The 14,231-nt window shown below is 70.6% G+C and carries 14 protein-coding genes; 8 read left to right on the top strand and 6 right to left on the bottom strand.

The genetic code is table 11. From position 1 onward, the window contains the following. Positions 1-247 (top strand): response regulator transcription factor (locus DW309_RS07880; protein ID WP_136045064.1); only part of this gene is annotated, 247 nt, incomplete at its 5' end. A gap of 55 nt (positions 248-302) precedes the next feature. Here the strand turns inward: DW309_RS07880 and DW309_RS07875 are convergent. Next, positions 303-4,607, bottom strand: a complete 4,305-nt coding sequence (locus DW309_RS07875) for an isopeptide-forming domain-containing fimbrial protein (protein ID WP_240753156.1) — start codon at positions 4,605-4,607, stop codon at positions 303-305. Between the two features lie 222 nt (positions 4,608-4,829). Between DW309_RS07875 and DW309_RS07870 the strand changes: the two genes are divergently transcribed. Then, complete coding sequence (locus DW309_RS07870; protein WP_136045062.1) at positions 4,830-5,210, top strand: hypothetical protein; 381 nt, start codon at positions 4,830-4,832, stop codon at positions 5,208-5,210. Between the two features lie 39 nt (positions 5,211-5,249). Here the strand turns inward: DW309_RS07870 and DW309_RS07865 are convergent, their stop codons facing one another. Continuing rightward, on the bottom strand, positions 5,250-5,621 hold the full coding sequence (locus DW309_RS07865) for a hypothetical protein (RefSeq protein WP_136045061.1): 372 nt from the start codon (positions 5,619-5,621) through the stop codon (positions 5,250-5,252). On the opposite strand from DW309_RS07865, the gene DW309_RS07860 reads away from it, so the two are divergent. From DW309_RS07860 to DW309_RS07835, 6 genes are all read left to right on the top strand, one after another. Next, entirely contained in the window at positions 5,610-5,711 is a 102-nt protein-coding gene (locus tag DW309_RS07860; RefSeq protein WP_446724691.1) for a hypothetical protein, read from the top strand. The two genes, DW309_RS07865 and DW309_RS07860, sit on opposite strands and share 12 nt — an antisense overlap. A gap of 121 nt (positions 5,712-5,832) precedes the next feature. Continuing rightward, positions 5,833-6,183 carry a PadR family transcriptional regulator gene (locus tag DW309_RS07855; protein WP_136045060.1) on the top strand — a complete coding sequence of 117 codons (351 nt, stop codon included), beginning with the start codon at positions 5,833-5,835 and terminating at the stop codon, positions 6,181-6,183. A 1-nt stretch (position 6,184) separates the two neighbouring features. After that, positions 6,185-6,553, top strand: coding sequence for a DUF1048 domain-containing protein (locus tag DW309_RS07850; RefSeq protein ID WP_136032206.1), 369 nt, complete (start codon positions 6,185-6,187; stop codon positions 6,551-6,553). Beyond that, positions 6,550-7,317 (top strand): ABC transporter ATP-binding protein, encoded by a 768-nt coding sequence (locus tag DW309_RS07845; protein ID WP_136045059.1) that lies wholly within the window; start codon positions 6,550-6,552, stop codon positions 7,315-7,317. The genes DW309_RS07850 and DW309_RS07845 overlap by 4 nt, the downstream gene beginning before the upstream one ends. Then, positions 7,314-8,081, top strand: a complete 768-nt coding sequence (locus DW309_RS07840; RefSeq protein WP_136032210.1) for an ABC transporter permease — start codon at positions 7,314-7,316, stop codon at positions 8,079-8,081. Before DW309_RS07845 ends, DW309_RS07840 begins: the two co-directional genes overlap by 4 nt. 215 nt (positions 8,082-8,296) lie before the next feature. Further along, on the top strand, positions 8,297-9,613 hold the full coding sequence (locus DW309_RS07835; protein WP_136045058.1) for an alpha/beta hydrolase: 1,317 nt from the start codon (positions 8,297-8,299) through the stop codon (positions 9,611-9,613). A gap of 39 nt (positions 9,614-9,652) precedes the next feature. On the opposite strand, the gene DW309_RS07830 is transcribed toward DW309_RS07835, so the two are convergent. The 4 genes from DW309_RS07830 to DW309_RS07815 all read right to left on the bottom strand — a co-directional run bounded on the left by DW309_RS07830 (position 9,653) and on the right by DW309_RS07815 (position 14,039). Next, complete coding sequence (locus DW309_RS07830; protein WP_136045057.1) at positions 9,653-11,128, bottom strand: lipase maturation factor family protein; 1,476 nt, start codon at positions 11,126-11,128, stop codon at positions 9,653-9,655. A 168-nt stretch (positions 11,129-11,296) separates the two neighbouring features. After that, the gene (gene bsh, locus DW309_RS07825) at positions 11,297-12,091 is read right to left on the bottom strand and encodes a choloylglycine hydrolase (protein WP_275090285.1); all 795 of its coding nucleotides are present in this window, start codon (positions 12,089-12,091) and stop codon (positions 11,297-11,299) included. 107 nt (positions 12,092-12,198) lie between these two features. Next, entirely contained in the window at positions 12,199-12,978 is a 780-nt protein-coding gene (locus tag DW309_RS07820) for a CPBP family intramembrane glutamic endopeptidase (RefSeq protein ID WP_136045055.1), read from the bottom strand. A 155-nt stretch (positions 12,979-13,133) separates the two neighbouring features. Continuing rightward, positions 13,134-14,039, bottom strand: coding sequence for a glycine betaine ABC transporter substrate-binding protein (locus DW309_RS07815; RefSeq protein ID WP_136045054.1), 906 nt, complete (start codon positions 14,037-14,039; stop codon positions 13,134-13,136). Positions 14,040-14,231: the final 192 nt, after the last annotated feature.

The following is a 14,231-nucleotide window of genomic DNA, read 5'->3' as shown; positions in this document are numbered from 1 at the left end:
CGGCGCGCCCCTGCCCACGCGTTCCGCGCTGCCGTCGTTCGCGACGCGGCCGCGACTGTCGTCCCGCGAGCAGGTCGTGCTGCACGCCCTCACCTCGGGGGCGGCGCTGCCGGACATCGCCGCCGAGCTGAGCGTGTCGCCGAACACCCTCAAGACCCAGCTGCGCAGCATCTACCGCAAGCTCGACGCGGCCAATCGCACCGAGGCGCTGGAGCAGGCCGCCCGGCACGGACTGCTCCCCGACTGATCCCGAGGGCCCCCGGCCGCGCGTGGGGCGGCGGCCGGGAGCCGGCGGGGGGTCGTCAGGCCTGCATGCGACGCCGGCGCACGATCAGCAGCGCGGCTCCGGCGAGCAGCAGGGCGATCGCGAGCATCAGCACCCAGGGCGCCAGCTGTCCGCCGGTGACGGCGAGCGGCGTCAGCACCCGGTTCTCGGTCGTGCCGGCGGGCGGGGTGATCGTCTCCCCTCCGGGCGGCGTGGCCGAGGCGACGGCCACGTTCCGCAGCGAGGCGCCTGCCGCGTCGGCGTGCACGGTCACCGCGTAGGTGATCACGACGCTCTCCCCCTCCGCGAGACTGCCCGTCCAGCGCAGCGCCGTCCCGTCGATCACGGGGGCGGCCACCTCGCGGTCACCCACCGTGGCCGTCGCCGTGCCGCGCAGGTCGGCGTGCCGCAGCACTCCGGCCAGGTCGTCCCGCACGACCACCTCGTCCAGCCCGGTCTCGCCGGTGTTGGTGCCGGTGAGCGTGTAGGTCACGACGCTTCCCGTCGCCACGGCCGTGCCCGAACCGGGGTCCGAGGTCTTCGCGAACGTGAAGCCGGGGGTGCCGACCGGGTTCTCCGTGGTCGTCGGCGGGGGCGTGATCACCGCGCCGCCCGGAGGCGTCGCCGTGCCCTCGACCGTGTTGGCGATGGTCGCACCGCCCGCGTCTGCGTGCACGGTCACCGAGTAGGTGATGGTGACGCGCTGGCCGACCGCGAGGTCGCCCGTCCACGTCAGCTCGTCGCCGGCCACGACCGGGGCGGGCGCGACGCCGTCGACCACGGTGGCCGTCGCGTCGCCGTTGTAGTCGGCGTGGGCGAGCACGCCCGACAGGTCGTCGTCGATGCTCACGGGTGCCAGAGCCGTCTCACCCGTGTTCACGCCGGTCACGGTGTACGTGATGACGCTGCCCGGGTCGACGCGGGTGCCATCCGCGGGGTCGGCGGTCTTGCGCAGCTCGAAGCCGGGCGCGTTGACCGGGTGCTCGGTCGTGGCGGGCGGCGTCTCGATCGGCGGCACGCCCCCGGGCGGGGTCGCGGAGCCGGAGGCCCGGTTCGCCAGCACGGTGCCGCCCGCGTCGGCCGCCACGGTCACGGAGTACGTGAGGGTGACGGTCGCACCCACCGGCAGTGCACCGCTCCACGACAACCGGTCGCCCGCCACGGTGGGAGCCGTGGCCGGGACGCCGTCGATCGTGGCGGTCGCATCGCCGGTGAACGCGGCGTGGGCGAGCACCTCGGACAGGTCGTCCGTGATCGCGACGGGGTCAAGCGCCGTCTCACCCGTGTTCACGCCGGTCACCGTGTAGGTGATGACCGCGCCGGGGTCGACCGCGGTGCCCGTCGCCGGGTCCGCGCTCTTCGACAGCGAGAAGCCCGGACGGTTCACCGGCGTGGTCGTGGTGCCGGGAGGCGGCGTGATGACGGAGCCGCCGGGCGGCGTGGCAGACGCGGTCGCCGCGTTCTCGATCACGGTGCCGACGCCTTCTGCGGTCACAGTCACGGAGTAGGTGACGGTCACGGTCTCCCCGACCGCGAGCGACCCGCTCCAGGCGAGTGTCGCGCCGTCGACGGTCACGGCACCCGCGGACGCGCCGCCGATGGTCGCGACAGCGTCGCCGTTGTACGCCGCCGAGGGCAGCACGCCGGACAGGTCGTCCGTGATCGCGACCGGGTCGAGCACGGTCTCGCCGGTGTTCGCGGCGGTCAGCGTGTAGGTCAGCACGGTGCCGGGGTCGACGGCGGTGCCCGTGGCGGGGTCGACCGTCTTCGCGAACGTGAAGCCGGGCTGGTTCACCGGGTGCTCCGTGGTGGCGGGCGGCGGCGTGATCGGCGTGCCAGGCGTGGTCGGGCTGCCGGGGTCGCTCGGATCCGTGGGGATGAGCGGGGTCGCGGCGCCGGTGGCGGTGTTGGCGATGAGCTCGCCGCCCGCGGTGGCGTCGACCGTGACCGAGTAGGTGATCACCACGTCCTGCCCCGGGAGCAGCCGGCCGCTCCAGTTCAGCGTTCCGTCGGCCACGCGGACGTCGCCGCGGGTCGCGGTCGCATCGTCGTTCGAGCTCGCGTGGGCCAGCACGTCGCGCAGGTCGTCCGTGATCGTCGCCGGGTCGAGCACGGTGTCGCCCGTGTTGGTGCCCGTGACGGTGTACGTGATCACGCTGCCCGGGTCGACGCGGGTGCCCGACGCGGGGTCGGCCGTCTTCGAGATCGTGAAGCCGGAACCGAGCACGGGGTGCTCCGTGGTGGAGGTCGGCGGGACGATCGGCTCACCGGGCACCAGCGGGCCGGTCGGGTCGCCGGGGTCGGGCGTGACCGGGGTGCCGGAGCCCGCGACGGTGTTGCGGAGGATCTCGCCCGAGGCGTCCTCTCCCACGGTCACGGAGTAGGTCACGGTCACGGTCTGCCCGGGCTGGAGGGCCCCGGTCCAGGCGAGGGTGCTGCCGGTGAGGGTCGCGCCGCCCGTGGTGAGGGTCGTGCCGTCGATCGCGGTCGTGAGGTCGTCGTTGTACGCGGCGTGGGCGAGCACGCCGGAGAGGTCGTCCGTGAGCGAGGCGGGGTCGAGCGGAGTCGCGCCGGTGTTGGTGCCGGTCACGGTGTACTGGATGGTCTGGCCGGGCTCGACCGTGCTGCCCGAGGCGGGCGACGAGGTCTTGACGAGCTCGAAGCCGGCGACGGGGTGCTCGGTCGTGACGGCCGGGGGGACGATCGGGTCGAAGCCGCCGGGGGGCGTGCCCGACGCGGTGACGCTGTTGGCGATGCGCTCGCCCTCCACGCCCTCGTCGACGATAACCGAGTAGGTCACGGTCAGCACCTGGCCGGGCTCGAGCGCACCGCTCCAGGCGAGCTCGTCGCCCGTGACGGTCGCGGCGCCCGAGGTCACCGGGTCGCCGTCGATCGCGGTCGCCACGTCGCCCTGGTAGGTCGCGACGGCGCGCACGCCGGACAGGTCGTCGCTCACGGTCACCGGGTCGAGGCGCGTGTTGCCGGTGTTCTCCGCCTCGACCGTGTAGGTGACGCGCTGCCCCGCGGTCACGGCGGTGCCGTTCGCGGGATCCGAGGTCTTGCGCAGGGCCAGGCCGGGTGCGAGGCGCAGGTTCGTGTACGTGCAGGTGACGTCGGTGCCGAGCGGACCGGATGGCTGGGTGACCTGGCCGTCGGCGGTCACCGCGACCGGGGTCGTCGAGCCGTCGGGGTTGACCTGCACGCAGACCAGGGACGCGTCGTAGCGGGTCGGGTCGGTCGTGCCGGCAGGCGACTCGGAGAGCTGGAAGGCGTCGCCCTGGTTGGTGAACACCGGACCCGCGTAGTCGGGCTGCAGGCCGGGTTGCGCGCCACGTGTCGTGGCATCGGTCTGCGGCACCTGGTAGCCGGTGGGCGACTGCACGCGCAGCGCGAACTGGTCGGTGTCGGCCTGGCGCCCGTTCGGGAGGTCCTTCTTGAGCGTGAGGGTGTTGGGGAACGTGCAGCTGGCCATGTCGGTGGGTCCGAAGTTCCCCAGCGACGTGGTGTTCACGGTCGCCCCACGGGGCAGGTCCACCTCGATGATGCGGTTGCCGCCGCCGGACACCGACACGAAGATGTGCCCGAGGTTGCCGAACGCGATGCCGTTGCCCTGCACGCCCGCGCCCATGTCGTGCACCTGCTTGGCGTCGATCGTGGCGGTGCTCGGCTGCAGCGTGCTCGGCAGGTCGGACGAGTAGATGTAGTTGTCGGCCACGAGCACGAGCTGACCGGAGGCGCTGAAGGCCATGTCGCCGTTGGCGCCGAACGCGCTGCTGCCGGTGGTCGGGCGCAGCGTGCCGACCTGCACGTAGGTCTGCGGGGTGACGTTCTCGTTCCACGCGTACAGGTTGATGGCGCCGTTGATCGTGCCGCTGGCGAAGTAGTACACGCCGGTGACGGGGTGCACGGCGCCGCGCAGGACCGAGGAGTTGAGCGAGAACGAGGTGCGCGTGGTGGTGTCGGTCACGCGGTCGTGCTTCGCGAGCATCTTGCTGCCGGCGGCGTTCGTGACGGTGTACGCGTAGCGTCCGTTGGACGAGAGCCCGAGCGCGTTGTTGGAGTGGTTTGCGCCGAGGTTGATGCTGCTGAGCGTGCCGCCGTCGCCGGGGGCGCCGCCCTGCTCGTTCACCGCGAACTCGCGCACCTCGGAGGTGCTCTGCACGTACACCGCTCCCGGCGTGCAGAGGAACGGCTCGGCTGCTGCGGCCGGCGCCGCGGTGAGCGTGCCGCCCACCACGATCATCGACGAGGCGACGAGCGCGGTGCTCACCACACCGCCGATCAGCTTCCTGGTCCGGCTCCAGCGGCTCGGCCGCTGCTCACGGGCATCACGGAATCTCACGACTTCACTCCCCATCCATCGCTGTCCGCGGCGCGTGCGCGCACACGGAAGCCCCGCCCCCTCAGGCGACCGCCGAGCACCATCGGGTATGGCGTACTCGGTCCGGGCCTCCGCCAGACTGCCCGGGTGCGCAGCTCCGTCCCGGCCGGACCGGGAGAATTCACCCCGCCTTTTCACCCCACGCTCCGTCAGGCCGCCACATCCCCGTGAGACGATGGCGCGATGGAGGCAGGGGGCCGCCCGTCGGCGGCAGAGGCACGAGGGAGCTTCCTCGTCTTGGGCCTGGGACTCCAGGCGGTCTTCACGGTGTTCGGCTTCGCGGTCACGTTCACCTCGACGCTCAGCATCGCGAGCTGCACCGCCACCTCCTGCGACTACACCGCGTTCTCGGCCGCCATCGACACCTTCTACGTCGGCGCCCTCGTGCTGCTGGCGGCGACCGTCGTGGCGATGCTCCTGCTCGGTCAGCACCCCCGTGCGAGGTCGTGGGCACCGATGATCGGGACGGTCCTTCTCCTCCTGCTGCTCGCCGCGACCTACGTCGCCGGTCGCGCCGCGCTGACGCTGCCGCTGTTCGGCAACCGTCTCCCCGGCTGCTGCTGACGGGGACGCCCGCCGCGCGGACGCCCCCGTCACACCGCACTACTCGCGCGAACCGATCTCCTCGATCGGCCGACGCCGCAGCGCCGCGCCCGTCGCGACGCGGAGGGCGACCAGCGCCAGCGCCCCCATGCCGCCGATGATCGCGAGCGAGCCGAGGACCGGCATCGCGGGGACCGGCTGTCCGGAGATGCCGTAGCTCATCCCCATCAGCGGCGGGATCGCCACGAGCACGCCGAACACCATCGAGATCGCGGCGACGAGGATCGCCTCGACCCGCATGGTGGCACGCACCTGGCCGCGGGTCGCCCCGATCAGCGCTACGCGGGGGAGCTGCTCGCCGCGGGAGCCGACGGTCTGGGCACCACGATCGCCGAGCGGCTGTTCGTCACGGAGACCGCCGTGAGCAAGCACATCGGCAACATCTTCGCCAAGCTCGGCCTCTCGTCGAGCGACAGCGGGCATCGCCGCGTCCTCGCCGTGCTCGCCTACCTGCGCAGCTGACCCGTCGCACCTCTCCGAAGAAGTTCGGGTATTCGGTGTTGCTAAGTACCGGTACTCAGTGTTACTTTGTACCGGTACCCAGCAACACTGAGTACTGAACCGAGAAGGAGAGGGGGACCACATGGGCAAGCAGATGACCGAGATGCTCAAGGGCACCCTGGAGGGCATCGTGCTGGCCCTCCTCGCCGAGCAGCCGGCCTACGGCTACGAGATCACCACGCGCCTGCGCGACCACGGCTTCACCGACACCGCCGAGGGCACCGTCTACGCCCTGCTGGTGCGTATCGAGCAGAAGAAGCTCGTCGACGTCGAGAAGGTGCCGAGCGAGAAGGGCCCGCCCCGCAAGGTGTACACCCTGAACGCCGCGGGCCGGCAGGAGCTGGAGGAGTTCTGGACCACCTGGAACTTCCTCACGACACACATCAAACGACTCAACACCACTCACACGAACACCCCCAGCGAGGAGAACTGACATGGCCGCCAAGTGGATCGAAGCGCTCACCGGATCGCTCGAGCAGAAGAAGCAGTACAAGCAGGCGAAGGCGCGGATCGAGGCTCTGCCCGAGCCGTACCGCACGGTCGCCAACGCCCAGCACCGCTACACGATGTACTACGGGGGGATCACCGACGGCGACACGCTCGTGCAGATCTTCCTCGACCTCGCCGACCTGTGGGAGCGCGCCGCGATCGACGGCACCCCGATCGACGACATCATCGGCGCCGACCCGGTCGAGTTCGCCGAGACCTACGCCGAGGCCTACGGGGGCACCCAGTGGGTCGACAAGGAGCGCGCCCGGCTGACCAAGGCCGTCGAGGACGCGAAGAAGAAGGAGCAGTCATGACGAACACCGCCCTCTCGGTGCGAGGCATCGAGAAGTCCTACAAGGACCTGCACGTGCTGCGCGGCGTCGACTTCGAGGTGGAGCGGGGATCGATCTTCGCCCTCCTCGGGTCGAACGGTGCCGGCAAGACCACGATGGTGCGGATCCTCTCCACGCTGCTGAAGGCCGACGCCGGCACGGCGACCGTGCAGGGCGTCGACGTCGCCGCGAACCCCCTCGGCGTCCGCGAGAAGATCAGTCTCACCGGGCAGTTCGCCGCGGTCGACGAGATCCTCACCGGGCGCGAGAACCTCGTGCTGGTCGCGAAGCTGCGGCACCTGCCCGACCCGGGCGGGGTCGCCGACCGCCTGCTGGCCACCTTCCGCCTGACGGACGCCGGTGGCCGCAAGGTCGGCACCTACTCGGGCGGCATGCGGCGGCGGCTCGACATCGCGATGAGCCTGGTCGGCGACCCCGAGGTGATCTACCTCGACGAGCCGACCACGGGCCTCGACCCCGAGGCGCGCATCGAGGTGTGGGACGTCGTGAAGCAGCTCGCGCACAGCGGCACCACGGTGCTGCTCACCACGCAGTACCTCGACGAGGCGGAGCAGCTGGCCGACCGGATCGCGATCCTGCACGAGGGCCGCATCATCGCGAACGACACCCTCGCCGGGCTGAAGCAGCTGCTCCCGCCCGCGCAGGTCGAGTACGTCGAGAAGCAGCCCACCCTCGAGGAGATCTTCCTCACCCTGATCGGACCCTCACGAAAGGACGCAGCATGAGCACGCACTTCGCCGCCGACACGGCGACCCTCACCGGCCGCTCCATGCGGCACATCTTCCGCAGCCCCGACACGATCATCACCACCGCGGTCACCCCGATCGCGCTGATGCTCCTGTTCGTGTACGTCTTCGGCGGCGCGCTCCAGCAGAGCACCGGCACCGACAACTACGTGAACTACCTGCTGCCGGGCATCCTGCTCATCGCGATCGCGTCGGGCATCGCCTACACCGCGTTCCGGCTGTTCACCGACATGCAGAGCGGCATCTTCGAGCGGTTCCACTCCATGCCGATCGCCCGATCGAGCGTGCTGTGGGCCCACGTGCTGACGTCGCTCACGGCGAACGCGATCACCCTCGCGATCATCTTCGGCGTCGGCTTCCTGATGGGCTTCCGCACCGGGGCGAGCGTGTGGGCCTGGCTCGGAGTGATCGGCATCCTGATGCTGTTCACCCTCGCGCTGACGTGGCTGGCGATCATCGCCGGCCTGAACGCCAAGACGGTCGACGGAGCGAGCGCGTTCTCGTATCCGCTGATCTTCCTGCCGTTCATCAGCTCGGCGTTCGTGCCGACCGACACCATGCCCGCACCCGTGCAGTGGTTCGCCGACAACCAGCCGGTCACCTCGATCGTCAACACCATCCAGGCGCTGTTCGCCGAGCAGCCCGTCGGCGATGACATCTGGATCGCCCTCGCCTGGTGCGTCGGCATCCTCGTGGTCGCCTACGTGTTCGCGATCATCTCCTACCGGAAGAAGGTCAGCTGATCGTCGCCAAGCGGAACGGAACGCTCCGTCCGGGGTCTCGCACCCCGGCCGGGGCGTTTCGCTGCGCTCGGCCGCACGACCGATATGAAGCACTCGAAACGGTCGGGGGGAGTGGGCGCTTCTTCTTACGATGATCGCCATGGCGTGTGCTTCTCCCCTCGATACGGACGATCCGAGCGACCGGGCGAGCATCGCCCCCACGGGGCGCTCCTGACATGGAAGCGCTCCTCCAGATCCAGATCCTCGGCGGGCCCGTCCCGATCGTCGTGTTCGCGCTCGCCGGCGTCTGTGCGCTGTATCTGCTGCTCCGCCGTCCGACCCGGCGGCGCCTGCTCACCTCCGCGATCGGCCTCCTCGCCGGTACCGCGGTGGCCCTGGGGGTGTACGCCCTCGCGAACCGGACGAAGGCGTTCGGCGGAGACCTCACGCTCGAGGTGCTGGGGCTTCTGATCGCCACGTGCGCCGCGATCGGGCTGGCGATCGTGAACCTGTGGGACTCGCGGTGGTGGCGCAAGGTCGTCGCCGCCGTGTCCATCCCGGTGTTCGCGCTCGCCGGCGGCATCGGCATCAACGCGTTCTACGGCCTCGACAAGACGGTCGCCGACGCGCTCGGCATCGTCGTCTCGAAGCCCATCGACCTGCCGAACGCCGACACCGGCGATGCTCCTCCGCCGGATCGCCCGCTGTACGAGTCGTGGCAGCCGCCGGCGGACATGCCCGCCCAGGGGAAGGTCGGCACGGTCACGATCCCCGGCGCGGCCTCGGGGTTCCAGGCCCGGCAGGCCGGCCTGTACCTGCCCCCGGCTGCGCAGGTGAAGAACCCGCCTCTGCTGCCCGTGATGGTGTTCATGCTCGGCTACCCCGGCACGCCGAACCCCGAGATGATCACCCCGACGCTCGACAGGTTCGCCGCCGAGCACCGGGGACTCGCGCCGATCGTGATCATCGCGGATCAGATCGGCAACGGTCGCGACCCTGCCTGCGCGGACTCCTCGACCTACGGCAACGCCGAGACCTACATCCGGAAAGACGTGCCGGCGTGGATCCGGCAGAACCTGCACGTCGGCACGCAGCCGAAGGGATGGGTGCTCGGCGGGTACTCCAACGGCGGCGTGTGCGCCGTGAAGTACACGGCGCTCGATCCGGCGGCCTGGGGCACCCTCGTGGCCGTCTCACCGGAGGAATTCCCCGGCGTGGAGTATGCCGACCGGGTGCGCGCCGATGTCTACGGTGGCGACGCCGCAGCCTTCGAGGCCGACAAGCCGGCGGCGATCCTCGCCAGGAACACGGGTCGGTACGCGGGGGTCACCGCCGCCGTGACGACCGGCACGGAGGACGGCGGCTTCGGCCCCGGAACGCGACGCCTCGCCGACGCCGCCACGGCCGCCGGCATGAACGTCACCCTCACCGAGATCCCCGGGGCCGGCCACACCGGCGACGCGCTCGCCCTCGGATTGGCGGCAGGACTGAACACGGTCGCCCCCTCGCTCGGCCTCGCGCCTCCTGCTCCCCCGCCGTCGCCCACCCCCTGAACCCGCCCCGTGCGCCCGTGACCCCACGACGCCCGATCCTCAGCGCAGGCCGAGCGGACCGAGGATCACACGGCGACCGCTGCGCACCCACACGGCACCGTCGGCGCGATGCTCCGCGCGGGTCGCGAAACGGTACCGGTACGACACCGCCCGCACCCATCGCGGCCGTTCACCGTGGAACGGGTCGACACGCAGCATCCGCAGGGTCGGGCCGTCGGCCTCGAGCAGTCGCAGCAGGAACACCGTGAACCAGTCGTCCAGCGAGTGCCCGAGCGGCAGGAACCACATCAGCCAGTCCAGCCGCAGGTGGTACGGGGCGAACTGCCGCGGCACGCGCCGCACGTCTCCGGGCTTGCCGCGGAACCCGTACTCGCGCCAGTGCACCCCTTCCTCGTCGTCCGACCCCTCCACCACGATCTCGATGCGTTCCCGCGTCACCGTGCCGAAGGCGCCGTAGGCGTTGGCGAGCTGCCACCGGTGGAAACTCGCGTTCATCAGCTGCCGCCGCGCGAACAGGTTCCGCACGGCCGGCACGCTCAGCACCACGAACAGCACGCCGACGGCCGAGGTCACCACGACCCACCACAGCGGCATCCCCGACACGGTCCAGGGCAGCGCCGTCTCGGGTGACCGCTCGGCCGCGCCCACCCCCGGCAGCCCGATCGCCGAGAAGCCGAGCACGATCGTCGCCGCGTTCAGCCACGCGAAGTTGCCGGTGAGCACGAGCCACAGCTGGGTCGCGATCACGACACCGCCGGCGACCGCGCCGACGATCTGCGGCACCGGTCCCGGCACCCACAGCGACAGGACGGGAGCGAACAGGAAGAACGGCACGACCAGCTGCGCGACGTGGTTGCCGATGACCTCCAGCCTGTGGAACCACCGCGGCAGCAGGTGCGCCTGGCGGCTGAGCGGGCCCGGCATCGGCTGCGTCTCGTGGTGGAACGTCATGGCGGTGAGGTCGCGCCACTCGCGCCCGCCGCGGATCTTGATCATCCCGGCACCGAACTCCAGGCGGAACAGCAGCCACCAGAACAGCACCATCACCACGACCGGCGGCGGCTGGTCGTTCGACCCCAGGAACGCCGCCAGGAACCCGGCCTCGAGCAGCAGCATCTCCCACCCGAAGGAGTAGAACGTCTGCCCGATGCTCACGACCGACATGTACCCGAACCACAGCGCGAGGAAGCACACCATCGGCAGCCACGGCGGCCCGAACTGCGGCACCCCCGCGACCAGCAGCACGCCCACCGCGATCCCGGCCCACGACAGCGCCACGAGCCGCCGGTCGGTGTAGCGCCAGCGCGTGAACAGCGTGGGATGCAGCAGCTTCCGTCGCTCGCTCTTCTGCGCGACCCAGTCGAGCAGGGCCGGGGCGGGCAGCAGTCCGTGCTCGCCGAGCAGGGCGCGGAACTGGTTGAGCGTGGAGACGAACGCGACCACGTACAGCCCCGCGATGCCCCGCTGCAGGACCTCGCGGGCGAACCCGAAGTCGACCGCCGCGAACCCGTCCACGGCCACAGGCTACGCCGGCCGCCGCACGCCGGTCAGGGGGTTGCGTCCGTCGTCCGAGGCGCCGGTCCCTGAGCGTGCGCAGCGAGACGAAGGGCCCGAGCCCCGGCCCCCGCCGAGCGTCACCCCGGTCCCTGAGCGAGCGCAGCGAGACGACGGGCCCGAGGCGCGTCAGTTCTGCATCGCGATCTGCTGCCCCTCGACGAGCGGGTGCACGGCGAGCGCGGTGCCGTCGAGGTCTTCACGGTGCATGTCGACCCCGGTGATCTGACTGTTCTCGTACGTCGTGTAGTAGTAGACGCCCCGGTCGGTGTTGCAGCAGGACGAGTAGATCGTGATCTCGTACTTCTCCTCGTCGCCCACCTGCACGCACCCGCGCTGCTGGGCGACGGAGCCGAGGATCTGGAAGAACTGGCTCAACGACTCCGACTCGGTGGTGCCGCAGACCGAGTTCATGCGGGTGAACACCGCCTTGATGAAGCGCGACGACGACGACAGGTCGCCGGGCAGCCCGATCCCGCCCATGCCGCGGCTGTACAGGTCGAGCGACTGATCCGGCGCGAACGTGTTGTCGGGCTGGCGGCGCGTGAGGTGCCGGTAGTCGTTCAGGCGGAAGCTCTGGATGTCGAACGTGGGGTTGTTCGTGAGCACGCCCCACGGGTTGTCGTACACCTTCAGTCCGTCACGCACGCTCTCCACCACGATCGAGGCGGTCCGGTCGGCGATGATCCAGTGCAGCGGCGACAGCGGGAACTCCGCGCTGAAGGAGATGTCGACGAGGCTCACGGATCGCAGCGCGTCCTTCACCTGGGCGACGGTCTCGAACTGCCCGAGCACCCAGGGGATGAACTCGAACGGGGTGATCTCCGTGCCGCCCGATCCCTCCGCGGGGTACAAGGCGTTGTCGGGGAAGTTGAGTCCGGCCATGCTCAGGCCTTTCTCGTTCGTGCCGTCAGTCCTGTGCACATGGTTCCCTCTCCCGTTGCCGGGGCCCGGCCGGGTCCACGAACGGTCATGGCCGCACCTTCCCCCGCGGAGCGTAAGGGGGGTGCCGCCCACGGCGGACGAGTGCTCTACGGTGTCGCGGTGCGCTCGTCGGCGCCGCGGATCACGAACGCGACGCCCACCAGCGCCACCACCACCGCGACGATCTCCAGCACAGGACCCAGCCCGGCCAGCGGTCCCGCGGCGCCGTGCCCGACCGCGAACGTCGAGAAGTCCCAGAACCCGTGCAGCACCATGGCCCAGATCAGGCTGCCGGTCACGCGGCGCAGGACGTAGAAGATGGTGCCGGCGCCGAAGGCGAGGAACACCTGCTGCAGCGTGGGGGCGAGGGGCTGCCCGCTGAGCGCGTTGATGAGGTGCATGAGTCCGAACAGCGCGGAGGTCAGCAGCCACACCCACACCTCGGACAGGCGGCTGCGCAGCCCGACGAGCAGCAGTCCGCGCGTGGTCAGCTCCTCGGTGAAGCCGACCAGCAGCAGGACGATCGACGCGGCGAAGAAGGCGCCGTCGTAGGAGGCCCAGTCGGTGGAGGCGAGGTTCACGCCCAGGGCCACCGCCATCAGCACCGGGGCGATGATCGGCCAGCGATGCGCGGCGCGCGTCCGCTCGAACAGGGCGGGACGCCACCACCCGAGCAGGCTCGTCGTGATCGCCAGGAGCACCGCTCCGACGATGAGGGACAGGCCGGCGCCCAGGAAGAGGTCGCGTCCGCTGTCGCCGAGGGACGTGTAGGGAATGCCGGTCGCCTGCTGCACGGTGAAGACGACAGCGACGTACGCCAGGTAGATGACGAGGCCGATCCAGATCCGCGGCCGGACGCGGAGGGGTGTGGTGCTCTCGGTGGCCATCTCGTCCTCGGGTGTCGCGTGCCGGGTGGGGTTCGGGTTCAGTGAAGCGCACGCCGACCCGCCACCGCAATCGCGAAGGCAAGCCCCGCCCGGGGGAGACGTCGAAGGGAGGGCCCCCGGACGGGAGCCCTCCCTTCGTGCAGAGACGGGTCAGCTCAGCTGACGGTCCAGTCGAACTGGTCGCCGTACTTCTCCAGCCACGCGTCGACCGCGTCGGCTTCCTTGCCCTCGCCGTACTCGTTGACCACGAGGTCTTCGAGCGCACCGTACTGCTCGTCGTCGAGCTTGATCTTCTCGATCAGCTCGGCCGCCTCCGGGAACTCCTCGGCGAAGCCCTTGGTGCCGAGGAAGTGCAGGCCCTCGGCCTCGCCCATCGCGCCCTTCGGGTCTTCGAGGTCCTTCACGGGGAAGGCGTCGTTGGCCCAGAACGGACGCCACAGCGTGACGACGATGTCCTCCTGCTTGTCGGTCGCGGTCTTCAGCTCGGTCAGCATCGCCGCGGTCGACGACGTCACCAGCTCGTACTCGCCGTCGAGCCCGTACTCGGGCATCATCTTCTGCGTCTGCGCGGTGAGGCCGGCGCCCGGCTCGATGCCGTAGATCTTGCCGTCGAAGTCCGCCCCCTTGCCCGCCAGGTCTTCGATCGAGGTGAGATCGGAGTACTCCGGCACCGCCAGGGTGAGCTTGGCGTTGTCGTAGTACGCGCCGAGGTCTTCGATGTCGTCGCCGTACTTCTTCATGTACTCGGCGTGCGTGAGCTCGGGCCAGGCCGACGGGTACATGTCGACATCGCCCTGCGCGAGACCCGTGTAGAGGGGACCCGCCTCGGTGAGCGTCTTCATCTCGACCGTGTAACCGATCTTCTCCAGCTGGTCCTGCAGGAGGTACGCGGTGCTGAGGCCGTCGGTCCAGGAGGGCAGGAAGCCGAGGGTGATGGTGCCCTTGTCGTCGGCGTCGCCGCCGCCCGCGCTGGTGCCACCGGCTCCGTCGCCGCTGCATCCGGCGAGGGTGAGCGCTGCTGCGGCGCCCAGGGCGGTGAGGGTCAGGATCTTCTTCTTCATGTGCTTCTCTCTCTTGCGTTCCGTATGTGATTTCAGGAGTGCGGACGAGCCGCGGGACAGCGGGACGGAGCGCCTCCGCCCCGACGCCCCTTTCCGATCCCGCACCCGTGGGTGGGCGGCGTGCGGGACGGAAAACGGGCCGGAACCCGCCTCCGCAGGCCCCTTTCCGACCCCGCACCCGCGCGTGGGCGG

The sequence above is a fragment of the Microbacterium sp. K41 genome, from assembly GCF_004794395.1.
Classification (GTDB): domain Bacteria; phylum Actinomycetota; class Actinomycetes; order Actinomycetales; family Microbacteriaceae; genus Microbacterium; species Microbacterium sufflavum.
Note: the sequence above shows the minus strand (reverse complement) of the source record. Positions and strands in the feature narration are given on the sequence as shown.

What these genes read in the sequence shown, in the direction of transcription:
- DW309_RS07870 (WP_136045062.1), top strand. Translation starts at nt 4,830, where the DNA reads ATGGAGGCAGGGGGCCGCCCGTCGGCGGCAGAGGCACGAGGGAGCTTC.
- DW309_RS07855 (WP_136045060.1), top strand. Translation starts at nt 5,833, where the DNA reads ATGGGCAAGCAGATGACCGAGATGCTCAAGGGCACCCTGGAGGGCATC.
- DW309_RS07850 (WP_136032206.1), top strand. Translation starts at nt 6,185, where the DNA reads ATGGCCGCCAAGTGGATCGAAGCGCTCACCGGATCGCTCGAGCAGAAG.
- DW309_RS07845 (WP_136045059.1), top strand. Translation starts at nt 6,550, where the DNA reads ATGACGAACACCGCCCTCTCGGTGCGAGGCATCGAGAAGTCCTACAAG.
- DW309_RS07840 (WP_136032210.1), top strand. Translation starts at nt 7,314, where the DNA reads ATGAGCACGCACTTCGCCGCCGACACGGCGACCCTCACCGGCCGCTCC.
- DW309_RS07835 (WP_136045058.1), top strand. Translation starts at nt 8,297, where the DNA reads ATGGAAGCGCTCCTCCAGATCCAGATCCTCGGCGGGCCCGTCCCGATC.
- DW309_RS07820 (WP_136045055.1), bottom strand. Translation starts at nt 12,978, where the DNA reads ATGGCCACCGAGAGCACCACACCCCTCCGCGTCCGGCCGCGGATCTGG.
- DW309_RS07815 (WP_136045054.1), bottom strand. Translation starts at nt 14,039, where the DNA reads ATGAAGAAGAAGATCCTGACCCTCACCGCCCTGGGCGCCGCAGCAGCG.